General features: G+C 71.2%; 21 protein-coding genes and 1 pseudogene. 9 read left to right on the top strand and 13 right to left on the bottom strand.

What is annotated here, in order from left to right; genetic code table 11:
- Positions 1-40 precede the first annotated feature (40 nt).
- The 3 genes from MRBLMI12_RS17850 to MRBLMI12_RS17860 all read left to right on the top strand — a co-directional run bounded on the left by MRBLMI12_RS17850 (position 41) and on the right by MRBLMI12_RS17860 (position 3,312).
- Complete coding sequence (locus MRBLMI12_RS17850) at positions 41-628, top strand: GNAT family N-acetyltransferase (protein WP_363357582.1); 588 nt, start codon at positions 41-43, stop codon at positions 626-628.
- Positions 629-747: 119 nt separating this feature from the next.
- Positions 748-2,679: a glycosyl hydrolase family 28-related protein gene (locus MRBLMI12_RS17855; RefSeq protein ID WP_363357583.1), complete on the top strand. Its 1,932-nt coding sequence runs from the start codon at positions 748-750 to the stop codon at positions 2,677-2,679.
- A 231-nt stretch (positions 2,680-2,910) separates the two neighbouring features.
- Complete coding sequence (locus MRBLMI12_RS17860; RefSeq protein ID WP_349427792.1) at positions 2,911-3,312, top strand: DUF7144 family membrane protein; 402 nt, start codon at positions 2,911-2,913, stop codon at positions 3,310-3,312.
- Positions 3,313-3,543: 231 nt separating this feature from the next.
- Here MRBLMI12_RS17860 and MRBLMI12_RS17865 read toward each other — a convergent pair whose 3' ends face one another.
- Complete coding sequence (locus MRBLMI12_RS17865) at positions 3,544-4,551, bottom strand: aldo/keto reductase (RefSeq protein WP_363357584.1); 1,008 nt, start codon at positions 4,549-4,551, stop codon at positions 3,544-3,546.
- Positions 4,552-4,572: 21 nt separating this feature from the next.
- On the opposite strand from MRBLMI12_RS17865, the gene MRBLMI12_RS17870 reads away from it, so the two are divergent.
- Positions 4,573-5,802, top strand: coding sequence for an FUSC family protein (locus MRBLMI12_RS17870; protein ID WP_363357585.1), 1,230 nt, complete (start codon positions 4,573-4,575; stop codon positions 5,800-5,802).
- Positions 5,803-5,845: 43 nt separating this feature from the next.
- Here MRBLMI12_RS17870 and MRBLMI12_RS17875 read toward each other — a convergent pair whose 3' ends face one another.
- Positions 5,846-6,826, bottom strand: coding sequence for a L,D-transpeptidase (locus MRBLMI12_RS17875; protein ID WP_363357586.1), 981 nt, complete (start codon positions 6,824-6,826; stop codon positions 5,846-5,848).
- A 62-nt stretch (positions 6,827-6,888) separates the two neighbouring features.
- On the opposite strand from MRBLMI12_RS17875, the gene MRBLMI12_RS17880 reads away from it, so the two are divergent.
- Positions 6,889-7,647 carry an NADPH-dependent F420 reductase gene (locus MRBLMI12_RS17880; protein ID WP_363357587.1) on the top strand — a complete coding sequence of 253 codons (759 nt, stop codon included), beginning with the start codon at positions 6,889-6,891 and terminating at the stop codon, positions 7,645-7,647.
- 52 nt (positions 7,648-7,699) lie between these two features.
- On the opposite strand, the gene MRBLMI12_RS17885 is transcribed toward MRBLMI12_RS17880, so the two are convergent.
- From MRBLMI12_RS17885 to MRBLMI12_RS17910, 6 genes are all read right to left on the bottom strand, one after another.
- Positions 7,700-8,131: a DUF2809 domain-containing protein gene (locus tag MRBLMI12_RS17885; RefSeq protein ID WP_363357588.1), complete on the bottom strand. Its 432-nt coding sequence runs from the start codon at positions 8,129-8,131 to the stop codon at positions 7,700-7,702.
- Positions 8,132-8,187: 56 nt separating this feature from the next.
- A complete protein-coding gene (locus MRBLMI12_RS17890; RefSeq protein WP_363357589.1) occupies positions 8,188-8,616 on the bottom strand; it encodes a hypothetical protein in 429 nt (142 codons plus the stop codon).
- A gap of 81 nt (positions 8,617-8,697) precedes the next feature.
- Positions 8,698-9,678: an agmatinase gene (gene speB / locus MRBLMI12_RS17895; protein ID WP_363357590.1), complete on the bottom strand. Its 981-nt coding sequence runs from the start codon at positions 9,676-9,678 to the stop codon at positions 8,698-8,700.
- Positions 9,675-11,339, bottom strand: a complete 1,665-nt coding sequence (locus MRBLMI12_RS17900; protein WP_363357591.1) for a thiamine pyrophosphate-binding protein — start codon at positions 11,337-11,339, stop codon at positions 9,675-9,677. Before MRBLMI12_RS17900 ends, speB begins: the two co-directional genes overlap by 4 nt.
- Positions 11,340-11,353: 14 nt before the next feature.
- On the bottom strand, positions 11,354-13,024 hold the full coding sequence (locus tag MRBLMI12_RS17905) for an amidohydrolase (protein ID WP_363357592.1): 1,671 nt from the start codon (positions 13,022-13,024) through the stop codon (positions 11,354-11,356).
- A 45-nt stretch (positions 13,025-13,069) separates the two neighbouring features.
- Positions 13,070-14,392, bottom strand: a complete 1,323-nt coding sequence (locus tag MRBLMI12_RS17910) for an MFS transporter (RefSeq protein WP_349427802.1) — start codon at positions 14,390-14,392, stop codon at positions 13,070-13,072.
- Between the two features lie 217 nt (positions 14,393-14,609).
- Here MRBLMI12_RS17910 and MRBLMI12_RS17915 point away from each other — a divergent pair, with 217 nt between their 5' ends.
- Positions 14,610-15,536, top strand: a complete 927-nt coding sequence (locus tag MRBLMI12_RS17915) for an Lrp/AsnC family transcriptional regulator (RefSeq protein WP_363357593.1) — start codon at positions 14,610-14,612, stop codon at positions 15,534-15,536.
- A gap of 5 nt (positions 15,537-15,541) precedes the next feature.
- Here MRBLMI12_RS17915 and MRBLMI12_RS17920 read toward each other — a convergent pair whose 3' ends face one another.
- The 5 genes and pseudogenes from MRBLMI12_RS17920 to MRBLMI12_RS17935 all read right to left on the bottom strand — a co-directional run bounded on the left by MRBLMI12_RS17920 (position 15,542) and on the right by MRBLMI12_RS17935 (position 19,075).
- On the bottom strand, positions 15,542-15,712 hold the full coding sequence (locus MRBLMI12_RS17920; protein ID WP_363357594.1) for a hypothetical protein: 171 nt from the start codon (positions 15,710-15,712) through the stop codon (positions 15,542-15,544).
- Between the two features lie 28 nt (positions 15,713-15,740).
- Positions 15,741-16,295: pseudogene (locus MRBLMI12_RS22260) on the bottom strand (lipoyl protein ligase domain-containing protein); the annotation flags it as partial.
- Positions 16,280-16,993: a hypothetical protein gene (locus MRBLMI12_RS17925; protein ID WP_363357595.1), complete on the bottom strand. Its 714-nt coding sequence runs from the start codon at positions 16,991-16,993 to the stop codon at positions 16,280-16,282. The pseudogene MRBLMI12_RS22260 and the gene MRBLMI12_RS17925, both read right to left, overlap by 16 nt.
- Before the next feature lie 50 nt (positions 16,994-17,043).
- A complete protein-coding gene (locus MRBLMI12_RS17930) occupies positions 17,044-18,552 on the bottom strand; it encodes a multicopper oxidase family protein (RefSeq protein ID WP_363357596.1) in 1,509 nt (502 codons plus the stop codon).
- 52 nt (positions 18,553-18,604) lie between these two features.
- Positions 18,605-19,075 (bottom strand): hypothetical protein, encoded by a 471-nt coding sequence (locus MRBLMI12_RS17935; RefSeq protein WP_363357597.1) that lies wholly within the window; start codon positions 19,073-19,075, stop codon positions 18,605-18,607.
- A 122-nt stretch (positions 19,076-19,197) separates the two neighbouring features.
- Between MRBLMI12_RS17935 and MRBLMI12_RS17940 the strand changes: the two genes are divergently transcribed.
- From MRBLMI12_RS17940 to MRBLMI12_RS17950, 3 genes are all read left to right on the top strand, one after another.
- On the top strand, positions 19,198-20,520 hold the full coding sequence (locus tag MRBLMI12_RS17940) for a flavin monoamine oxidase family protein (RefSeq protein WP_363357598.1): 1,323 nt from the start codon (positions 19,198-19,200) through the stop codon (positions 20,518-20,520).
- Positions 20,521-20,572: 52 nt separating this feature from the next.
- Positions 20,573-21,370, top strand: a complete 798-nt coding sequence (locus tag MRBLMI12_RS17945) for a transglutaminase-like domain-containing protein (protein WP_363357599.1) — start codon at positions 20,573-20,575, stop codon at positions 21,368-21,370.
- Between the two features lie 280 nt (positions 21,371-21,650).
- Positions 21,651-21,959 carry a hypothetical protein gene (locus tag MRBLMI12_RS17950; protein ID WP_363357600.1) on the top strand — a complete coding sequence of 103 codons (309 nt, stop codon included), beginning with the start codon at positions 21,651-21,653 and terminating at the stop codon, positions 21,957-21,959.
- Positions 21,960-22,247: the final 288 nt, after the last annotated feature.

Here is a 22,247-nt window from a genome sequence, read left to right on the forward strand (position 1 = left end):
CTACTCCCGCCGTGTCGGCAGGCGGCGCTAGCCTGCCGACATGAGCGGACTGCGCGTCGTGCCCGCCAATGAGGCGTCGTGGGACGACCTGCAGGCGGTCCTCACGGGCGTCGCCGGGCGCTGCCAATGCCAGCGCCAGCGCCTGGGCGATCACGACTGGTGGTACATGCCCGAATCGGAACGCGCCGCGATCCTGCGCGCCGAGACCCACTGCGACGACCCGCGCGCGACCGAGACGATCGGCATCGTCGCCTATCGCGACGACGAGCCCGTCGCCTGGTGCGCAGTGGACCGGCGCGGCGTCTACGGACGCGTCCGCGGGTCGCCCGTGCCGTGGCAGGGGCGCGACGAAGACCCCGACGACGACACCGTCTGGGCGATCGCCTGCATGATCGTGCGCAAGGGCTATCGCCGCCAGGGACTCACGTATGCGCTCGTCGCCGCGGCCGCCGAGCACGCCCGTTCCCGCGGCGCGGCGGCCATCGAGGGCTACCCGATGCTGACCGGCGGCGCGAGCGTCATCTGGGACGAGCTCAACGTCGGACCCGTCGGTCCGTTCCTCGCTGCCGGTTTCCGCGAGGTGTCGCATCCGACGAAGCGACGGCTCGTGATGCGCCTCGACTTCTGACGGGACGAGCAAACGCTCTCCGACATTGATGCTTGAGACCGCTCCCATGGTTGGTTACATTCCAGTAAGTAATCGGCATCCCCGCCGCGCACTCCCACCCTCAACGGAGAGGACTCCCCATGCCCGCCCCCGTTCCCCGCCTCACGGCGCCGACCGCACGCACGGCACGCGCCGCGCGCACTGCACGGACCGCACGCGCCGCGCGCATCGCGGCGGTCGCCACCGGCACCGCGCTGATCGCGAGCGCCCTGCTCGCGACGCCCGCCACCGCGGCGCCGCCGCGCACGGTCGATCCGTTCCACCCCGACTTCGGGCCGAACGTGACGATCTACTCCCCCGACACGCCCGTCGCCGACATCCGGGCCGATCTCGACGCCCTGCACGCCCAGCAGGTCGATGCCGAGATGAGCACCGAACGCCAGGCGGTCTACTTCCTGCCCGGCGAGTACGGGTCGGCGGCGGATCCGCTGCAGGTGAAGGTCGGCTACTACACCGAGATCGCAGGCCTGGGCGCGTCGCCCGAGGACGTCACCGTCCACGGTGCCGTCGAGGTCTACAACCGCTGCCTCGCCGACGGCGGCACGGGCAACTGCCTCGCGCTCGTCAACTTCTGGCGCACGATCTCGAACCTGTCGATCGACATCCAGGCCGCGGACCGCGGCTGCCGCACCGGCACCGACTTCTGGGCGGTGTCGCAGGCGGTCTCGATGCGACGTCTCGACGTCGCGGGCGGCAACCTGTCGCTCATGGACTACTGCACCGCCGGTCCGCAGTACGCCAGCGGCGGCTTCATCGCCGATTCGCGCCTGCCCAACGTGATCAACGGCTCGCAGCAGCAGTGGCTGATCCGCAACAGCGAGGTCGCGGGCTGGTCGAACGCCGTCTGGAACCAGGTCTTCTCGGGCGTCGTGGGCGCACCCGACGACGCCGGATTCCCGGACCCGCCGTACACGACGCTCGACACGACGCCGGTCAGCCGCGAGAAGCCGTACCTGTACGTCGACGACGACGGTCGCTACAACGTGCGGGTGCCCGCGGCGCAGCACGAGTCGAGCGGCGTCACCTGGGCCGACGGCGAGACGGCGGGGCGCAGCATCCCGATCACCGACTTCTACATCGCCACCCCGGCCGACTCGGTGAAGGACATCAACAACGCGCTCGCACGCGGCCAGCACCTGATCCTGACGCCCGGCGTGTACGACATCGCCCAGACGATCAAGGTCAAGCGCGCGAACACCGTCGTGCTCGGGCTCGGGCATGCGACCCTCACCGCGGTCGGCGGTGCGGTGCCGCTCGAGGTGAAGGATGCCGACGGCATCGTCGTCGCGGGCGTCACGATCGACGCGGGCACCGAGCTCTCGCCGGTGCTGCTGCGCGTGGGCGCCGCCGACAGCGACAAGGCGCTCGACCCGGCGAACCCGATCACGCTCAGCGACGTGTACTTCCGCGTCGGCGGGCCCCACATCGGCAAGACGACCACGGCGCTCGAGGTGAACGCCGACGACGTGCTCATCGACCACACCTGGGTGTGGCGCGGCGACCACGGCGTCGAAGGCTTCACGAACGGCGTCAACGGCGACACGGACCGGTGGCAGACCAACACCGGCACCGTCGGCGTGATCGTCAACGGCGACGATGTGACCGCGACGGGCCTGTTCGTCGAGCATTTCCAGACGTACAACACAGTCTGGAACGGCGAGAACGGACGCGTCGTGCTCTATCAGAACGAGCTGCCGTACGATCCGGCGACGCAGGCCGACTGGACGCAGCCGAACGGCACGCTCGGCTACCCCGGGTACAAGGTCGCCGATGACGTCGCCACGCACCGCCTCGACGGCGCAGGCGTGTACGTCTTCAACCAGAACAACCCGTCGATCCTGACGGCCAACGGGTTCGAGGTGCCCGAGGCGCCCGGCGTGCAGCTGCACCACATCATGACGGTGAACCTGTCGGCAGGCACGGTCCAGCACGTCGTGAACGGCGTGGGCGGGCAGGCCGACAACACGAACACCGGCACGCCGCAGTTCGTGGTCGACTACCCGCTGCCGTAACCCTCTCGGTCGTTGAGCGAGCGAAGCGAGACGAAACGCGGCAAGCGACTCTCGCAAGCCCAGGCGTTTCGTCTCGTTCCTCGCTCGCTCAACGACCGGACCGGATGCCTCGGCTCACGCGACACGCGAGGGCCGGGGCATCCTTCATCCTTTGCGGCGCGGTGGTTCGGATCTACCATTCGAGCAACCGCCCACGCAGAGCCGCGCGGGCCTTCGGGCAAGGAGAACGCCATGACCGATCCGCAAGAGCAGAGCTGGACCGGATGGGTGGTGTTCGCCGGGATCGTCATGATCATCGCGGGCGCGTTCGACGCCCTCCTGGGACTGACGGCGATCCTGCTGCCTTCGAACGAGTACCTGTTCCTCACGGATGAAGCAGTGATCCTGCTCGACGCGGCGGGCTGGGGCTGGTGGCATCTGATCATCGGCGCCGCCATCGTCGTGGTCGGCATCTTCGTGCTGCGGGGCGCCACCTGGGCGCGCATCGTCGGTGTCGTCCTGGTGTCGATCAACGCGATCAGCCAGATGGGACTCCTCGCCGTGCAGCCCCTGTGGTCCCTCATCATGATCCTGCTCGACATCATCGTGATCTACGCGCTGATCGTCCACGGCCGGGAGCTGAAGCGCACCTGACACGCGGAGAAGCCGGAGCGCGAACGGATGCCTCGGCCCGGCGATTCACGCCGGCCCGAGGCATCCGCCTGTCACGTGCCGATGTTGAGCGAGCGAAGCGACGAAACACGCCCGCCCCCTTCGCGGACACTCGAGGCGTTTCGTCTCGCTCGTTCCTCGCTCGCTCAACGACCGCAACTCATGCACGCATCCGGTCGTTGAGCGAGCGAAGCGAGACGAAACGCCCCGAGGTCACCAGAGCGGGTGGATGTCGTCCCGCAGGTCGCGGTCGTACACGTCGCGGACCACTCGGTCGAAGGCGGCGACATCGAAACCGGTCTTCTGCTGCGCACCGTCGAGCAAGGCTGCGGCATCCGCGTTCGATGACGCCTGGCGCACGTTGCGGGCGCCCGGGATGACGCTCGTGACGCCGGGCCGGGAGGCGATCCACGCGAGGGTCGCGGCGGGGAGCGTCACTCCGTCGGGCAGGGCCCCCGCGAGCTCGGCGGCCGCCTGGACGCCGGTCTCGAACTCGACGCCCGAGAACGTCTCGCCCCGGTCGAACGCCTCGCCGTGCCGGTTGTACGTGCGATGGTCGTCGGCGGCGAACGTCGTGTCTGCCGTGTACTTTCCGGACAGCAGTCCCGACGCGAGCGGCACGCGGGCGAAGACGGCGACGCCCGCCGCCTCGGCCGCCGGCAGCACCTCGTCGAGCGGCTTGAGCCGGAACGGGTTGAAGATGATCTGCACGTTGGTCACGTTCGGCCGCGCGATGGCGGCGAGCGCCTGTGCGCACGTCTCGACAGACACGCCGTACGCGGCGATCGCTCCGGCGGCGACGAGGTCGTCGAGGGCGTCGTAGGTGGCGTCGTCCTCGATCACCGCGGTCGGCGGGCAGTGCAGCTGCACGAGATCGAGCGTGTCGACAGCCAGGTTGCGGCGGGACCGATCCGTCCACGCGCGGAAGTTCTCGGGCGTGTAGTTCTCGGGCTCCTGCGCCAGGCGCCGGCCCATCTTGGTGGCGACGGTGATGCCATGGCCGGGCCGGGCGGCGAGGAAGCGCCCGATGATCGACTCGCTGCGGCCGTCGCCATACACATCGGCGGTGTCGAAGAGGGTGACGCCGTTGTCGACGGATGCCGCGAGCACCGCCGTCGCGTCCTCTTCAGAGACCGCGCCCCAGTCGGCGCCCAGCTGCCAGGTGCCGAGTCCGATCGCCGAGACCGAGCGTCCGGTGCGGCCGAGAGCGCGCTGCTGCATGAGGATCCTCCGGATCGAACGATGGGTGGTCTCCAGCATCCCACGTGGTGCGGCGTCGAGGGCCCCCTCTTCGATCGGCTACCGGCGGACCCCGGCGCACGCAAGCCCGGTGTGCACGGCACGTCGAGCGAGTACGTTTGCCTGCGACCGACGGGGAGGGAGGTCGCCATCGCCGAGCACACCCGGCCGTTGCGCCGCGCCGTCTCGTACACCGCGCGCCTCGCCGATCAGCCGCGCCTGCTGCTGGCGATCAAGACCTCGCTGGCGGCAGTGCTGGCGTGGTACCTGGCGCCGCTCATCCCGTTCACCGAGGACCAGTACTCCTACTACGCCCCGCTCGGCGCGCTCGTCACCATGCACCCGACCATCGCCCGTTCCGCCCAGGTCGGCGGGCAGGTGCTGATGGGACTCGCGCTGGGCATCGCCCTCAGCCTCTGCGGCATCGCGGCCCTCCGGCTGGGGGTACCCGGCGGTGTGGTGCTGGGAGTGGTCATCGGCGTGGGCGTGCTGCTCGGCGGTTGGCGGCTGCTCGGCGCCGGCGGCGACTGGGTCGCCCTCGCGGCGCTGTTCGTGCTGCTGGCCGCCGGCGGCGATCCCGAGGGCTTCTCGATCTCGTACCTCGGCACGACGGCGTTCGGCGTGGTGGTGGGCATCGCGGTCAACCTCATCATCGTCCCTCCCCTGTACCTCCGCCGTGCGAGCGAGCGGCTGTCCGCGCTGCGCGACGCCGTCACGGGGGTGCTGCGAGACGCCGCGGACGCCGTCGCCGACGACCAGCTGGATCCCGAGCGCTTCCGTGCGGCGCTGGACGACCTCGGCGCGACGCGGTCGGCGGTCACCGAGGTCGTCGACGAAGCCGACGAGAGCGCCCGCGCGAATCCGCGCCGCCGGCGTCACCAGGAGGAGCGGGAGGAGAATGCCCGCCGCATGGCCGCGCTCGAGCGCACGGCGTTCCTCACCCGCGAGCTCATCGACCTGCTGGTCGAGCTGCAGGCGCCCGATAACGTCGCGCTGACCGGTGCCGTACGGGAGCGCCTGGCCCACGCGATCCGGCAATCCGCCGACCTGATCGCCACCCCTCTCGGCGACCCCGCGGCATCCGACCGGTTCCGGGGCGCGAGCGAGGCCCTCGCCGACTATCAGAGCGCGCTGGGCGCCCCGGAGCCGGGAAGCCGGGCGAAGATGGCCGCGGGTGCGGCGGTCGAGCTGTGCCTCCGCCGCATCATCGACGTCACCCGACCATTCGTCTGATCGGCTCCCCCTCTGCGTCCCCGGGACTCCCGGAGCGTTCCGCTCAGGGGTTGACGATCACGGGCGTTCCGAGCGGCAGCTCCGAGAGCTTCGTGATCGCCGTCGGATCGACGCGGAGGCATCCGTTCGAGATCGGCCCCGAACGGTCGTCGTGGTAGTGGAAGGCCGTGACCGCGACATCCGCTCCCCCGAAGCCGTCGAGCGTCGGCGACTGCACCGACAGGTACACGATCGGGTGTCCACGTGTGTAGCCGTACTCGGGCACGACGCGCGTCGTCATGATGAACGCGCGCCCCATCGGTGTGGGGGTGCGATCCGTGCCCCACGCGAAGTCCGTCGCGATCCGCTCGGCCACTCCGCCGCGGACGATGTCGACCGTGCGGCCCGAGAGGCTCACCACGACGCTCGTGTCGCTCGGCGCCACCTCGACGTCGCTCTTGCGCAGCCAGCCGGCGACCTGGGCGGGGCTGCCCTGCGACGGCACCGCCTGGCGCCCGGTCAGCAGCACCTTCACCCAGTGCTCCTGCTCCTCGACGACCGGCACGGCTGTGCCGTCGAATGGGAACTCGTGCGGCAGGTACGCGACCGGCTGCGCGGTCGGATCGGCCCACACGGGCGCACCGACCCCGAGCGCGACCGCGCGCAGGGGCAGCGGAGCGGTGAACGCCGCGTCGTCGACGGCCAGCCCGGGGATGACGGCGAAGACGTTCACCTGCGGCAGGGTCGTCACGTCGTACCCCGCCGTGTTCGCCGGGAAGCCGGCGGGCGTGGGTGTCGGCGTGGGCGTCGGGCTGGGTTGAGTGGTCGCCGTCCGGGTCGGCGAGGGCGACGGCGGAGCGGATGCCTCGGTGACGGGCGGCTGCAGCAGCCACGCCGCCGCCAGCCCGCCGGCGACGACCACTGCGGCGAGCGCCACGAGCAGCCAGACGCGCAGCGGGCGACGCGCCGTGGTCGGCGTCGTCGGCCGTGCGTCCGGCGCGGCGGGCTCGACCGCAGCCGGGCCGTCTGTCTCGGCATCCCCCATCCCCCCATGGTCTGTTGCGAGGACGGATGCCGCAACTCCACGCCGATGACTAGCCTGGGCCGGTGAGCAGTGACGGCCCAGATCAGCGGCAGGCGCCGGACCGTCGCGAGGCCGACCGGGCGATCCGCGTCCTCGGCATCATCGGCGCAGGACGCGTCGGTCAGGTGCTCGCACGCCTCGCCGTCGCTGCCGGGTACGAGGTGCTCGTCGCCGGGTCGGGCGATCCGTCGCGGATCGCCGCCACCCTCGCCGCTGCGGCTCCGGGCGCGGTCGCCGCCGCGGCGTCCGTCGTCGCACGCGACGCCGACGCGGTCGTCCTCGCGCTGCCGCTCCCCCAGCACCGCACCCTTCCGGTCGATGGGCTGGACGGCGCCCTCGTCATCGACGCCATGAACTACTGGTGGGAGGTCGACGGGCTGCGGGCCGACTTCGGCGACCTGCGCACGTCGACCAGCGAGACCGTGCAGCGTTTCCTTCCGGGCTCACGGGTGGTCAAGGCCTTCAACCACATGGGCTACCGCGACCTCGACGAAGAGGCCCGGCCCGCCGGCACTCCTGGGCGCAAGGCGATCGCCGTCGCCGGCGACGACGCCGATGACGTGGCGCTCGTGGCCCAGCTCGTCGACGATCTCGGATTCGACCCGGTGGTCGCCGGTCCCCTTGCCGCGGGCATCATGCTCGAGCCGGGCGCCGAGGCGTTCGGCGCCGACGTCGACGGCGCCGAGCTGCGTGCGATGCTCGACCGGTTCCCCGCCTCTCAGCGCGGGATCGTCGTCGCCCGCGCCCGGGCCACGGACACGCAAGCGGATGCCGGCGCCTGAGGTCGCTGCATCCGTCCCGTTGCTTCGTGAGGGGTCGGCACGCCGACGTCCGTCAGCGCGCGGCTCGGGTGCGGGAGCGGACGACGGCGTCGAGCGCGGTGGCGACCGCGATGGTCGCGATGTACACGACGAGGTCGCGCGCGTCGAAGACCGTCCCCAGCACGAGCATCGCGGGGGCGAACTCGGCGCCCCACGCGAGCGGCAGGCCGGTGAGCTGGAACAGCTCGACGCCGACGCACCAGAGCATCGCAATGCCGCCCACGGCGAGCGCGCGCAGCCGGGGAGCGATCAGCACCACCGCCAGGTAGGCGGCGACGGCGTACAGCGCGTCTCCGGCGATATCGGTCGCGCTGCTGTCGGGCAGCGCCGCGTGGACGACCAGCCCTGCGCCGATGGTGAGGACCAGCAGCACCGCCGCGAGCACGCGCCTGCGGGTGCCCGGCCGCGCTCGCGACACCGTGGCCGCGTCGCGAGTGAAACCCATGCGCCCAGTCTCGCGCACCGAGGCCGCGCGTCTGTCCCGCGCAGCCCCGGTCCGGCTCAGCGCGCTCGCCGCTCCTCGAGGTGGAAGTCGTTCGAACGCGACCCGTCGGGGCGCGTGGTTTCCTGGTAGACGAACTGGTCGCCGCGCTCGTCGAAGGCCACGAACCACTCGTCCCAGGTGACCGCCCGCAGGTCTTCGAGGTCGTTGCCGAAGTCGAAGTCCAGACGGAGCTCTCCGACGATGCCGTCGCCTTCGGAGCCTCCGACCGTCGCCGGTGTGGCGTGACGGTCCTCTGCCCACCTGCGGATCACCTCGTGATCCGTCGTGGTGTTGTACTCGTGGGCCTCCGCCGCCGTGCCCGGCATCGCACCTGGCGTCCCGCCTGGCGTCGCACCCGTGGTCGCGTCTGTCGTCGCGCCCGTCATCGCGTCGCCGGCGCCTGTCGTCTGCTCCGGGTTCCGCGCATCATCTGCATAGCCGCTCATGGCGTCCTCCTCTGCATCTGCTTCCACCCTGCGGCGTGCGGGGCGGCCCGTGCAGGGGGTTGCAGACGGGGTGCGAGCGCGCTAGCCCTGTTCTCCGCCGGTCCGCGCGGCGCCGATCCGGGCGGCCATCAACGTGACGAGCTCGTAGACGACATGACTCGCCGCGATGCCGGTCAGCTGCGCGTGGTCGTACGCCGGCGACACCTCGACCACGTCGGCGCCCACGATGTCGAGGTCGCTCAGGGCACGCAGCATCCGGAGCAGCTCCCGGCTCGTCATGCCGCCGGCCTCGGGCGTTCCGGTGCCGGGGGCGTGCGCGGGGTCGAGCACATCGATGTCGATCGAGATGTACAGCGGCCGGTCGCCGATGCGGCGCCGCACCCGCTCGATCGCCGCCTCGATGCCACGTTCCTCGATGTCGACGCTCGAGACGATCGAGAACCCGAGCCGCTCGTCGTCGTCGAGATCCTGCTTCGAGTACAGCGGCCCGCGCGTGCCGACATGGCAGCTCGCGGTGAGGTCGATCAGCCCCTCCTCGCTCGCGCGCCGGAAGGGTGTGCCATGCGTGATGGGCGCGCCGAAGTAGGTGTCCCACGTGTCCAGGTGCGCGTCGAAGTGCAGCACCGCGACGGGCCCGTGCTTCCGGTTCACGGCCCGCAGCAGCGGAAGGGCGATCGTGTGATCGCCGCCCACCGTGACGATGCGCTCGACCCGGGAGCCCAGGTCGAGGGCGGCCTGCTCGATCTCAGCGACCGCCGCACCGATGTCGAACGGATTCGCCGGGATGTCGCCGGCGTCGACGACCTGCGCCTCGGCGAACGGCGACACGTCCTGCGCCGGGTTGTAGGGCCGCAGCAGCCGTGACGACTCGCGGACGTGCGACGGGCCGAAGCGCGCGCCGGGGCGGTAGCTGACGCCGGTGTCGAACGGGATGCCGACGATCGCGATGTCGGCGCGCGGCACGTCTTCGATGCGCGGCAGTCGCGCGAACGTCGCGATGCCGGCGTAGCGGGGGTGGACGGACGCGTCGACGGGGCCGACGGGCTCGTGGTGCTCGGTCATGACTCATCCTTCGGAGTGGACGGCGTCGCGCTCGCGGCGCTGCGCGTCTGCGGAATGTGGACCAGCTGCACGCCGCCGGCTTCGATCGCCGCGGCGAGCGCCGGCGCGATGTCGTCGTGGCTCTCGGCGCGTCGCCCCGTCGCGCCGAACGCGTGGGCGAGCGCGACCCAGTCGGGCTGCACGAGATCGACGCCGACCGGACGGATGCCGCGATCCACCTCGTTCTGCTTGATCTCGGCGTACCCGCCGTTGTCGACGCACACCACGGTGAGATCGAGCCGCTGCTCGACGGCGGTGGCGAGCTCGTTGACGCTGAACATGAGCGCGCCGTCGCCGACCACCGCGACGACGGGTCGCCCACCCTCGGCCGGCTGCGCCACGCGCGCGCCGATCGCCGCGGGAAGGCCGTAGCCCAGCGTGGCGTAGGTGGGCGTGTAGAGCAGCGAGTGCGGCGCCGACTGCCTCAGCACGTTCGCGAGCGCCATGTAGACGATCTGCGACGAGTCCCCCGCCACGATGGCGTCATGCGGCAGCGCCGCGGCGATCGCCTGCGCCAAGGCGACAGTCTCGGGGAGGACGCCGCGGGTCTCCTCGGCGATCGCGGCGCGTTCGTCCGCGAGGTCTCGGGGCGGCCGCGGTTCCGCAGGAAGCCCCGAGAGCAGCTCCTCGACGACCGCGGAGCAGTCCCCGACGATGCCGACCATGGCATCGAGGTTCTTGTGCAGCTGCGCGGCCGAGATGTCGACGCGCACGACCGCTCCGCGCGCCTCGAGCCGGGGCGCCCACAGCTCCGCCTCGCCGAGCTTCGACCCCAGCACCAGGAGCACATCGGCATCTTCGGCGACGCGGCGGGCGGATCCCAGCCGCAGGTTCGATCCGAGCGAGAGGGGGTGGTGCTCGTCGACGGCCGCCTTGCCGTTGAGGGTCGTGACGACCGGCGCCCCGAGCCGCTCCGCGAGCGCGGTCACCTGCCGGCCGGCGCGGGTGGACCCGCCGCCCGCGACGATCACCGGCCGCTGAGCCGACCTCAGGAGGGCGATCGCCTCGCGCACCGCGGCAGCGTCGCCGCGCACCGGTGCCGGCACCGGGCGCGCCGCCCGTGCCGCCGCGGGGACGCCGGCAGGCGCCTCCAGGACGTCCAGCGGGATCTCGATGTGCACCGGGCGCGGGCGCCCGGTGCGGAACAGCGCGAAGGCGTCGTGCACGGCGTCGACGGCATCCGTCCCGCTCGTCACGCGCCGCGACCACTCGGCGATCGCGCCGACCATGGCTGTCGCGTCCTTCGTCTCGTGCAGCGTGCCGACGTCCTGGAACTCGGCGCCGAGCGGCACGCCCGGCGAGATCACCAGCAGCGGCCGCGACTCGCAGAACGCGGTGCCGATGGCGCTCATCGCGTTCTGCAGCCCCGGACCCGACGTCGTGATCACCACGCCCGGCAGGCCTGTCTGCTGGGCCCAGCCGTCGGCGCCGTACCCCGAGCCCTGCTCGTGGCGATTGGTCACCGCGCGCAGGCCCAGGTCGGCGAGCGGCCGGTACAGCTCGAGATTGTGCGTCCCCGGGATGCCGAAGACCGCCGTCACGCCATAGGCGCGGATCGTCTCGAGCACGGCCCGGCCGGTGGTGTCGGCGTACCGCGCCGCGATCTCGTCGTATGCGTCCATGTCAGCCCCCCGCCTCAGGATGCCGCGAATCGGCGCACGCCGCCGACCCAGGTCTCGAGCACCGGGATCTCTGAGATCGCCGACGCGTCCACGGCCAGCGGGTCGCCGCCGAGCACCGCGAAGTCCGCATGCTTGCCGACCTCGAGCGAGCCGAGGTCGTCCTCGCGACCGAGCGACACCGCCCCCTCGATCGTGTGTCCGCGGAGTGCAGCCAGTGCCGAGACGCGCAGGCCGTCGGGTCCGAGCTTGTGCCCGCGGCGGGTGACGCGCGTCACGGCCGTCTGGATCGCTTCGAGCGGGATCGGCTCGGCGACCGGCGCGTCCGACGAGATCGTGAACGGCACCCCCGCCGCCTCGAACTCGCCGAGCGGGTTGAAGCGCTCACCCGGTGTGCCGATCGCCTGCTCGACTCCCTCGCCCCAGTTGAAGTAGTGCTGCGTCTGGTTCACCGGACGGATGCCGGCGGCCGCCATCCGCTGGATCTGCTCGGGTGTCGGCAGCCCGCAGTGCTCGATCCGGTGGCGTGCGTCGTCGTCGGGGCGCTCGGCGAGCGCCGCCTCGATCGCCGAGACGACCATCTCGATCGCGGTCGGGGACTGCGCGTGCGTCGCCGTCTGCAGGCCCGCCGCGTGCGCCTTGCGGATGAGCTCGGCGTACTCGGCGGGCTCGTGGTACAGCTGCCCGGTGCGGCACGGGTCGCCGACGTAGCCGTCGGGGAAGTACGCCGTCCACCCGCCGAGCGTGCCGTCGGCGTACAGCTTGATACCCGCGAAGCTCAGGTGCGCGTTGCCGAACTGCCCGACCAGCCCCATCTCGAGCGCCTCGTCGAGCAGGTGCGACAGCAGGTACATCGACACGCGCAGGTCCAGCCGTCCGGCCTCGGCGAGCCGCAGGTACATGTCGAACTCGCGGCGCGACACCTGCGCGTCGCCGAGCGTCGTCACTCCCCCGGCCAGGAAGCGCTGCGTCGCGGCATCGAGCTGACGGAGGTGCTCCTCCGGCTCATCGGCGAGATGGAAGTTCGGACCGTGATGGCCGATCTTCACGCCGTGCACGCCGGTGAGCATGTTGCACGCGGCATCCGAGATCTCTCCGGTCAGCTCCCCGTCGGCGTCGCGGAAGATCTCGCCGCCATCGGGGTTCGCGGTGTCGCGATCGATGCCGTTCTGCGCGAACGTGTACGAGTTCACGACCCCGCCGTGCCCCGACGCGTTCATGAGGTAGACCTCGCGATCGCTCGCGACCTCGTCGAGCTCGAACCGGGTGGGATGCCGCTGCTCCGCCAGATTGCGGTGCTCGTAGCCGTACCCGCGGACCGGCCGTCCCTCGGGCAGGTCTGCCGCGGCGGCCTGCAGCAGCGCCACGATCTCGGGGATGCTGCCCGCCTTCTCTGGTCCGCAGTCGACCCACGTCATGAGCTGCCCGTACATGAGCGGGTGCGCGTGCGCGTCGACGAACCCCGGTACGACCACCGCGTCGCCGAGGTCGACGACCTCGGGTTCGAGGCCGGCGGCGACTGCGGCCTCGCGGCACTGTGCCGCCGTGCCGATCGCGACGATCCGGCCGCGATCGGTGAGCATCGCCGTGGCGGTGCGGTCGAGCGCGTCGACGGTGTGGATCGCGGCGGCCGTCAGCAGGCGCGGGGTCTGCTGCGCGGGGCGGTCGAAGGGGGCGAGCTTTCGCATGTCTACCTCAGTGGTGGGTCGTGCCGGGGCGGGGCCGCGTCGGGCTCAGGAGGTGCGGGCCGTCGTGGTGTCGGTGCGCGGCGTGAAGGAGTCCGTCACGGGCGCCTCGTCGGAGTGCTGCGGCGCGAGCCACGTGCAGATGCCGGCGAGCACGGCCATGCCGGTGAACATCGCGATGACCGACCAGATGCTCCCCGTCCATGCGATGAGCTGCGTCGCGAACCAGGGCGAGAATCCGGCCCAGATCGCCGCGCCGACGCCGTACGACAGCGCGATCGACGTGTAACGCGCCTGCGGGCGGAACATCTGCGCGAGGATCGCGGCGATCGGCGCGTAGGTGGCGCTCATGGCGATGCGCACGAGGGACGCCATCAGGAAGATCACCGGCTCGACCTTGCCCGGCAGCACCAGCATGAAGGGCACGAACGTGAGCACCGAGGTCACCAGGCCGATGTACATGACGTTCTTGCGCCCCCACTTGTCGCCGAGCCAGGCGACGGGCAGTGTCACCACGAACTCGATGAACGACGCGATCGTCATGGCGTCGAGGATCAGCTGCGGGCTCATGCTGATCGGCTCGCCGGTGGCGTAGGCGGTCGCGAACGTCGTCGCGAGGTAGTAGCCGCCGGTCGAGATCGGCAGCACGCCGATGCCGAGGAGGATCGGCTTCCAGTTGACGCGCAGCGCGAAGGCGAGCGGCATGCTCTGCTTGCGGCCCTCGATCTTCTGCTCGAACACCGGCGATTCCTCGACGCGGTAGCGCACCCAGAAGCCGACGGCGATGAGCACGATCGACAGGAGGAACGGGATGCGCCAGCCGCCGTTCATGATGAAGTCGTCGCCGAAGCGCGACATGATCGCGAAGATGCCCGAGGCCAGCAGCGCGCCGGCGGGGTTGCCCAGCTGCGTGAAGCCGCCGTAGAAGGTCTTCTTGCCGGCCGGTGCGTGCTCGACGCTCATCAGCACCGCGCCGCCCCACTCGCCGCCGACGGCGAGGCCCTGCATCGCCCGCAGGAGGATGAGCAGGATCGGCGCGACGATGCCGATCGTCTCGTAGGTCGGAAGGCAGCCCACGAGCACGGTCGAGATGCCCATCAGCAGCAGCGTGATCACGAGCGACACGCGCCGCCCGAGCTTGTCGCCGATGTGCCCGAAGATGATGCCGCCGAGGGGACGGACGAGGAACGCCACGGCGAACGTCGCGAACGCCGCCGCCGTCTCGGCGAGAGGGTCACCACTGGGGAAGAACAGCGGTCCGAAGACGAGCGCGGCGGCGGTCGCGTAGACGTAGAAGTCGTACCACTCGATGGTGGTGCCGACGAACGCGGCGATTCCTGCGCGCCGCGCCCTGCTGCTGGTCGTAGTCATGGCCGCTCCTTTGCGGATGTGTCGGGATGGATTGGATGGTAGGGACGAACGGATGCCGGTGGCAAGGGCAGAACTCCAGCACTGAGCGCTTCGGACTGGCGTTCTGAAGGCTCTAAGACGCAGATCAACGCGCACCGTCCGGTGAGTTCCGCCCTAGACTCGACTTCTGCGACTCACTGCGCGCGATCTCGGGAAAATCGACGAATCGAGGATCGGTATGGATTTCGACGCCGAGCTCATCCGCGAGCTGCAGGTCGACGGCCGCGCCAGCATCCACTCCCTGGCCGGCCGGCTCGGCCAGTCACGGGCTGCGGTCTCGACGCGCCTGAACGCGATGCTGGCCGACGGCACCGTGCGGGTCGTCGCCGCCGTCGACCCGGTGTTCCTCGGCCAGCACGTGCTCGCACACGTCTCCATCCGCACCCGCGGCGGCGTCGAGCCCGTCGCGCAGCACCTGCGCGGACTCGGCGAGACGGTGCTCGTGTCGGCGGTCGGGGGCGCCCACGACCTCGTGACCGAGGTGCGGCTCGGATCGATGCCCGCCCTGCACGACCTGCTCGCGCAGATCCGGGCTCTGCCGGGAGTGGCCGACATCAACACCCTCATCTACACCGACGTGGTCAAAGGGTTCTTCGTCTCGGAGTACCACGGCGACGTCACCATCGACGCCATCGACACCGCGCTCATCGAGCAGCTGCAGCGCGACGGCCGCAAGAGCTACCGGGCGCTCGGCGAGGCCGTGCGCCTGTCCCCCTCGGCCGTGACGACCCGGGTGCAGCGGCTCGTCGACGGCGGGGTGATCAAGATCAGCGCCGTGGAGGCCCGCGGGCTCGCGCACCGGCAGCTCTCGATGGGCGTCGGCCTCAACCTCACCGGGTCCGACGACCGCGTGACCGAGGCCCTCCGCACCTGGCGCGGCGTGGACTTCGCCGCGCGCACGCTCGGCCGCTTCGACGTCGTCACGACGCTGGTCGAGCCCTCCGCCGGCGCCCTGTACGCGAGCCTCGAGCGCATCCGGGCGATCCCCGGCGTCGCGAACGTCGAGGCCTGGTTCCACCTCGCCGTCCTCAAGGAGGACTACGCCCGGACGCTGCGTCCCGCCGGCGGCGGCATCCCGCAGCCGGTCGGCTCGACGGGCGGCTGACCGGATCAGCCCCCGGCGAGCGCCGCGATCAGGGCATCCTCCGCCGTCGCGCGTGGGATCCGCGTCGTCTCCGCGCCGAGACTGCCGAAGGTCGCCGGATCCCAGTCGAGTCCGAGAGCCTCGTTCACGGCGACGAGCACCTCGGTGAACCGCTCGACGCCGTCGAGCGGCAGCATCCCGCTGAGCAGCCGCGCGCCGCACCGCCCGCTGCGACGTGCCGATCAGCTTGACAGCGCCCCGCGCGTTGATGCTGAACTCGCCCGGGCAGTACTCCCCCGGCACGTCGCCGACCCGCGCGTCGACGCCGAGCCCGCGCATCGCTGCGGCGAGCGCATCGCCGATCTCCGTGAAGAACCGCGTCTGGTCGATGGCGCCGTCCTCCTCGCGGTGGATCACGTCGAACACGATGCACGTCTCGTCGTAGGCGACCGCGCGGCCGCCGGTGGGACGGATGACCGGCGCGAAGCCGTGCGCGATCGACGCGCGGCTCGCCGTGGCGAACCCGGGCAGGCGGCTCTCGCGGCGGCTCATCGCGACCGTCGGCGCGGGCGCGTACAGCCGCACCACGCGATCGTGCGCGATCACGCCCATGGCCACGGCCCGCAGGAGCTCGACGGATCGCTCGAGGTCGGCCTCGGCACCCGCTCGCTCCTCCTGGCGGATGACGAGCGCCGGGCCGTGCGACGGGAGCAGTGCAGGCGATGCCACGGGCACCACACTCTCACGACCTCGAGACGGTGGCGTCAGCGCGGTCCCCATTGCGCCGGCGGCCCCGCGCTCGGTCGCCGCGGCGTGTAGGTCTGCCACGCCCCCCTGAAGCGATACCCGCCGTACCAGGCGGTGGCGGCGACGATCGCCAGCCCCACGACGACGCCGATGGTCACCGCTCCGCCCGTGGGCATGCCCAGCGCGGCGCACAGACCGCCGGCGAACATCCCTCCCACCGACCCCGTGACCAGTCCGCTCATGATCAGCGAGGAGCCGAGCACCTGCTCGAATCCGCCGCGATGCCGCAGGAACGAATAGGTGGCGGCCATTCCGACGAAGTCGTCGTGGGTGGAGGCGAGAAAGTACTCGGCCGCCGTCGGGTCGACATCGGCGTAGCCGCCGCGGATCCGGTTCATCGCGAGGACGTACATCATGTCCTCCTCCGAGACCGTGAGGACGCGGATCAGCGTGAGCAGACCGACCAGCATCAGGAACCCGAGGATCGCCAGCGCGGCGACCGGGAACCAGGATCCGAACTGCGTCGCCTGCCCGAGCAGGCCGATGGTGACAAGGCCCGCCGAGACGAGCGTGAGGTAGATGCTGATGCGGGTGAGCACCTCGTTCTGCGCTGTGCTGCGCGCGGCGAGCAGGCCCCAGTGCTCGGTCGCGAGGATCTGCAGTCGCCGGGCGAGCGCCGCGTCGCTGCGGGCATCGCCGGTGTCTTCGTGATGCTCGGCCCCAGGCGTCATGGTTCATCGTCCCACTCGGCCTCGACGAGGGGTAGATCGGTGAGGATCGCTCACTCGGGGTCATTGCCCGAGTCGCGACCGAGCCGGAACGGCGTCGTGATGCCGGTGTACGCCAGATGCGTCATCAGACCCTCCGACGCGTGAGGCAGGTTGTGGCAATGGTCCATCCAGATGCCGGGATTGTCGGCGATGAACGCCACCTCGTACGACTCGCCGTGCTCGACATCCAGAGAATCCACCCACCACGGGCTGCCCGTCGACGGCTGCCCATCCCTCGACAGCACCAGCAGATGGTGGCCGTGCAGATGCATCGGATGCACCTCGCCGCTGTTGTTCGCGATGCGCATCACGACGATGTCGCCCTCGTCGACCATGTACATCGGGACGGCGGGCAGGATGCCGCCGTTGATCGTCCACCAGTACCCCGGCAGGCCGTCGAGGAACCCCGGCAGTCGTCCGATGTCGTACGTGAAGGTGCGGTCGGCGTCGGCCGGGTCGATGCCCGCGTCGGCGGGCTCGCCGTACGCGAGGACGTCGACCGGCTCGCGCGGCGCCGACGAGGTGTCGGCCTGCGCCCCGTCGGGTCCGACGAGCAGCGACGCGCCCGGCACCTGCACGCGCACGGCACCCTCGACGGGCACGCGCACTTCGAGGTCGGCGCGCGCACCGGCGGTGAGCTCGACCGCACGCCCCTCCACCTCGCCGGGACCGTGGAGATCCTGCCCGTCGATCGCGAGCACCCGGAAGGCCGAGCCGGTCACCCACGCCGATGTCGGCGTGCTGTCGGTGTTGATCAGCCGCACGCGCACGGTCGCTCCGGGCTCCGCCCGGTGGTGCCCGTCGCCGGTCGCGCCGTTGAGGGTGCGCTGCCCGCCCGGATACGTGTGGATCGCCGCGACCACGTCGGCTGCGGCACCCATCGTCCCCGCTGCGGGCTCGAGGATCACGGCGCCGAACAGACCGCCGACCACCTGCGGGTGGGAGACCTGGTGCGAGTGGTACCAGAACGTGCCCGACTGCTCGGCGACGAACCGATAGGTGAAGCTCTCACCAGCGCGCACGGCGTCCTGCGTGACGCCGGCGACGCCGTCCATCGCGGCCGGCACGTCGACGCCGTGCCAGTGCAGCGTGACGCCGTCCGGCACGTCGTCGTTGCGCAGCACGACCTCGACCAGCTGCCCCTCCGTCGCACGGATGGCCGGACCCGGTGACTCGCCGTTGAGGGTGAAGCCGTCGAACGGCTCACCACCGTCGGGCGTGATGCGTTCGGCGCGCGCGACCAGCTCGACACGGACGTCCGCCGGCCGCCCGGGATCGGCGACGAGGTCTGTCACGCTCATCGCGGCCGGGTCGTTCGCGGTCCCGGTGACGGCCGCGTGCGCGGCACCGGCCGCGGCGTCGTCGGCGGCGCGGCCGCCGTGCGCTCCCGCGTGCAGCGCCGCCGAGCCGGGTCCTCCGCCGTAGTCCGGCACGCCCATATCCATCGCGGAGTACGTCCCCGGCAGGATGCTGGCCCACCATGCCCAGCCGACGCCGGCGAGCGCGATCGCCGCGACCACCACGGCGAGCCGGCGGGCGAACCACGCCCACCGGCTCGGCGCAGGGTCAGTCCTAGACGGTGGCACCGGCTGTGGTGGTGGTCGCCGCCTGAGCAGCCGACACCCGGTTCTTCGACGCGCGCAGCCCCGCGATCAGGGCGGCGGCGAACAGCAGCAGCGCGTTCATGCCGTGCAGGAATCCGAGGAACGGGATGCCATGGCCGAGCAGGCCGAGCGTCACCTGCAGAACGACGAGCACGAGCACGCCGACCGCGAACGCGACGCCGCGCGGAACCTTGGCGAAGAACGAGACGATCAGCAGGACGAGCGCGAGGAGCGGGATGACGAACATGCCGTTCATGCCGTGGATCATGAAGCCCATGACCTCCGGGAACGGCGGCGGGCCCTCCTGGGCCGACGCGTCGACCACTCCGCCTTCGGCGATGTAGAGGCCGAGCCCGGCGGACGCCCACGCGTGGGACGCCGCCTGCAGCGCGACGAGCGCGCAGATGGTGAACGAGATGATGCGGTATGCGAGGCGCATGATTTTCCCCCAGGGTGTTGATGCGATGACACTCCAGAGCACGCCGACGGCACGGTGATACATCGGCACCCCTGCGATAGCGTCGGAGCGCGCGGTGCTGCGCGCGCAGGAGGACGGTGCACATGGATCATTTCGACACGATCGTCGTCGGCGCGGGGGTCGCGGGGCTCACCGCGGCCCGGCTGCTCGTCGAAGCCGGGCGCGATGTCGTCGTGCTCGAGGCGCGCGACCGCGTCGGCGGCCGGGTGTCGACCGACCGCCGCTTCGGGCTCGTCACAGACATGGGTGCGTCCTGGATCCACGGGATCACCGGCTCGCCGGTCGCGGCCGCGGCCGAGGCGTTCGGCATGCGCACCGTCGAGTTCACCGTCGGGGGCTTCCAGCCCGACAGCCGTCCGATCGCGTACTACGGCCCCGACGGCGTTCGATTGACGGATGCCGCCGCGCAGGCGTTCGTCGACGACATCCACGCGCTCGACGCCGCCCTGCTCGACGTGGTCGCGGCGTCCGCCCCCGACGCCTCCTACCGCGACGTCACCGAGACCGCGCTCGCCGCGCAGGGCTGGGACGCCGAACGCGCCGAGCGCGTGCGCGAGTACCTGGAGCACCGCTCGGAGGAGCAATACGGCGCCTGGATCGAGGACCTCGCCGCCCACGGCCTGGACGACGACTCGATCGACGGCGACGAGGTCGTGTTCCCCGACGGGTACGACCGCCTCCCGCGGCGACTGGCCGAGGGCATCGACATCCGCCTCATCCACGTCGTCTCCCGCGTGCAGTGGTCGGCGGAGGGGGTCGTCATCACCACCGACCACGGAGCCTTCTCGGCCGACACCGCCGTCGTCACCGTGCCGGTCGGCGTGCTGCAGTCCGATGACTTCGTCATCGAGCCTGCGCTCCCCGAGCCGGTCGCCGGCGCGCTGAGCCGGCTGCGCATGAACGCCTTCGAGAAGGTGTTCCTGCGCTTTCCCACCCGGTTCTGGGACGACGACGTCTACGCGATCCGGCAGCAGGGGCCCGAGAGCCGGTGGTGGCACTCGTGGTACGACCTGACCGCGCTGCACGACACCCCGACGCTGTTGACGTTCGCCGCGGGACCTGCGGCCGTCGAGACGCGCGACTGGACCGAGGAGGAGATCGTCGAGTCGATCCTCGTGCAGCTGCGGCGTCTCTACGGCGACCGCGTCGAGAACCCGACATCCGTGCACGTCACCGACTGGCAGGACGACCCGTGGTCGCACGGGTCCTACGCCTACATGACCGTGGGCTCGACGACCTCCGACCACGACGATCTCGCGACGCCGGTCGGCGGCGTGCTGCATCTCGCCGGCGAGGCGACCTGGACCGATGACCCGGCCACCGTGACCGCGGCGCTGGCCTCCGGTCACCGCGCGGCGGCCGCCGTCCTCGGCCACGACATCCCGATCGACACCGCCTGGACCTGAGCGTTCGCCGTCACTTTCGCTTTCTCGCGGCGTTCAGGGCAGGCTTGGGCAGATGCAGCGCACGGTCACCAGCACCATCGTCCTCGACATCACCGAGCCCGCCGACCTGGTCTTCTCGATCGCGGCGGCCGGCGTCTACGAGCTGAGCAGGGAGCGCGTCGCCGCGACTCTGGACGGCGCACCCGTCTCCATCACCCAGCTGACCGACGTCCACTCCACGCGGCTGCACCGGGTGGAGAGCGGCATCGGCGAGCTGGTGATGAGCTACGACGCGACCATCGAGGGGGCGGCGACGCCGACGGCCCGCGACGACGTGGAGCTCCTGACGTACCTGCGCCCCAGCAGGTACTCCGAGTCGGACGCGCTCGCCGAGACCTCTGCCGCCGAGTTCCGCGGCATCCGTGGCGCGGCCGAGCTTCTGACGGCGGTGTCCTCGTGGGTCGGCACGCGCCTGAGTTATGTGCCGGGCTCCTCCCTTCCGACCGACGGCGCGGTGCGGACGCTGCTCGCGCGACGAGGCGTCTGCCGCGACTACTCCCACCTGTGCGTCGCGCTGCTGCGCGCACAGGGGGTGCCGGCACGGTCGGTCGCGGTATACGCGCCCGGGCTCGACCCGATGGACTTCCACGCGGTCGCCGAGGCGTGGGTGGACGGTGCGTGGCGGGCGGTCGATGCGACGACGCTCGCACCGCGCTCGACCCTCGTGAGGATCGCGACCGGCAGGGATGCCGCCGACACCGCGTTCCTCAACGTCATCTCGGGCCGGGCCGACCTCGTGAGCACATCGGTCGCCGCCGTCGCCGACGAACTGCCCGACGACGACCTCGACCAGCTGGCCAGCGTGCTCTGACCACGCCGCTGCAAGGCACCCGCGGCCGGGGACATCGTCCGGCATCTCTCACGGTTGGATCACCGCGAGCGTGCCCGCCCCGCTGCGCGTGGGAGCCCGCCCATAGGATCCGAGCCATGAAGCACGGCCTCCTCGCGCCCCTTGCGATCGCCGCCCTCTTCCTCACCGGCTGCTCCCCCGCCGACTCAGACTCGAGGGGCAACAGCAACGGCAGCTCCGCATCATCAGCGCCCGAGGAAACGCAGGCTCCGCCTGCCGAGCCGCTGGACCTCGCCGGTGAATGGATGCAGACCAACTCGAACTCAGCCGACTCGTACCAGGCGGCCACGATCACCGCCGACCGCGTCGAGGTCAACTGGGTCACGACGCCGACTCCACGAAGGCTGTCTATTGGGTCGGCACCTACACTGCACCGACCGAGGACACCGACACCTACTCTTGGGAGTCGCAGGCGGACGCCGCCGCGCTCGGGAATGCGCTCCTCGCGTCGCAGGACCCGACCAAGACGGTCAGCTACTCAAATGGCATGCTCAGCTACGAGCTCACCGCCATGGGCGTCACCGTGACCGTGGAGATGCAGCGCCAGTAGGCGACGGCATTCGAACTCGTCGAGAGGAAAGTTCGGTTGGTTCAGTCACGTGCCCGAAGCAGACGGCTGCGGGCGGGCAGCTCAGGTTCGTTGGCAATGCGCGGTCTGTTCGGGCTGTGGCAGTCGCGAGTGCGTTGACACTGGTCGGGTGCGTGCGCCGTCACGGGATCAGCTTCGAGGAGGCGTACGCCCGCACCGCGCCGACGACGCCGATCGAGTCCGCCCGAGCTTGCTAGGACTACCTCGTCGGGTGTCACAACCCCGGCGGCATCCAGCCGCACGACATCG

The sequence above is a fragment of the Microbacterium sp. LMI12-1-1.1 genome (assembly GCF_040676455.1).
GTDB lineage: Bacteria > Actinomycetota > Actinomycetes > Actinomycetales > Microbacteriaceae > Microbacterium.

Excerpts from the sequence above, each read along its gene's own strand:
- speB (WP_363357590.1), bottom strand. The coding sequence starts at position 9,678 with ATGACCGAGCACCACGAGCCCGTCGGCCCCGTCGACGCGTCCGTCCAC.
- MRBLMI12_RS17900 (WP_363357591.1), bottom strand. The coding sequence starts at position 11,339 with ATGGACGCATACGACGAGATCGCGGCGCGGTACGCCGACACCACCGGC.
- MRBLMI12_RS17855 (WP_363357583.1), top strand. The coding sequence starts at position 748 with ATGCCCGCCCCCGTTCCCCGCCTCACGGCGCCGACCGCACGCACGGCA.
- MRBLMI12_RS17905 (WP_363357592.1), bottom strand. The coding sequence starts at position 13,024 with ATGCGAAAGCTCGCCCCCTTCGACCGCCCCGCGCAGCAGACCCCGCGC.
- MRBLMI12_RS17925 (WP_363357595.1), bottom strand. The coding sequence starts at position 16,993 with ATGACGCCTGGGGCCGAGCATCACGAAGACACCGGCGATGCCCGCAGC.
- MRBLMI12_RS17910 (WP_349427802.1), bottom strand. The coding sequence starts at position 14,392 with ATGACTACGACCAGCAGCAGGGCGCGGCGCGCAGGAATCGCCGCGTTC.
- MRBLMI12_RS17945 (WP_363357599.1), top strand. The coding sequence starts at position 20,573 with ATGCAGCGCACGGTCACCAGCACCATCGTCCTCGACATCACCGAGCCC.
- MRBLMI12_RS17915 (WP_363357593.1), top strand. The coding sequence starts at position 14,610 with ATGGATTTCGACGCCGAGCTCATCCGCGAGCTGCAGGTCGACGGCCGC.
- MRBLMI12_RS17870 (WP_363357585.1), top strand. The coding sequence starts at position 4,573 with ATGGGTGGTCTCCAGCATCCCACGTGGTGCGGCGTCGAGGGCCCCCTC.
- MRBLMI12_RS17950 (WP_363357600.1), top strand. The coding sequence starts at position 21,651 with ATGGATGCAGACCAACTCGAACTCAGCCGACTCGTACCAGGCGGCCAC.
- MRBLMI12_RS17940 (WP_363357598.1), top strand. The coding sequence starts at position 19,198 with ATGGATCATTTCGACACGATCGTCGTCGGCGCGGGGGTCGCGGGGCTC.
- MRBLMI12_RS17885 (WP_363357588.1), bottom strand. The coding sequence starts at position 8,131 with ATGGGTTTCACTCGCGACGCGGCCACGGTGTCGCGAGCGCGGCCGGGC.
- MRBLMI12_RS17890 (WP_363357589.1), bottom strand. The coding sequence starts at position 8,616 with ATGAGCGGCTATGCAGATGATGCGCGGAACCCGGAGCAGACGACAGGC.
- MRBLMI12_RS17875 (WP_363357586.1), bottom strand. The coding sequence starts at position 6,826 with ATGGGGGATGCCGAGACAGACGGCCCGGCTGCGGTCGAGCCCGCCGCG.
- MRBLMI12_RS17860 (WP_349427792.1), top strand. The coding sequence starts at position 2,911 with ATGACCGATCCGCAAGAGCAGAGCTGGACCGGATGGGTGGTGTTCGCC.
- MRBLMI12_RS17865 (WP_363357584.1), bottom strand. The coding sequence starts at position 4,551 with ATGCAGCAGCGCGCTCTCGGCCGCACCGGACGCTCGGTCTCGGCGATC.
- MRBLMI12_RS17935 (WP_363357597.1), bottom strand. The coding sequence starts at position 19,075 with ATGCGCCTCGCATACCGCATCATCTCGTTCACCATCTGCGCGCTCGTC.
- MRBLMI12_RS17920 (WP_363357594.1), bottom strand. The coding sequence starts at position 15,712 with ATGCTGCCGCTCGACGGCGTCGAGCGGTTCACCGAGGTGCTCGTCGCC.
- MRBLMI12_RS17850 (WP_363357582.1), top strand. The coding sequence starts at position 41 with ATGAGCGGACTGCGCGTCGTGCCCGCCAATGAGGCGTCGTGGGACGAC.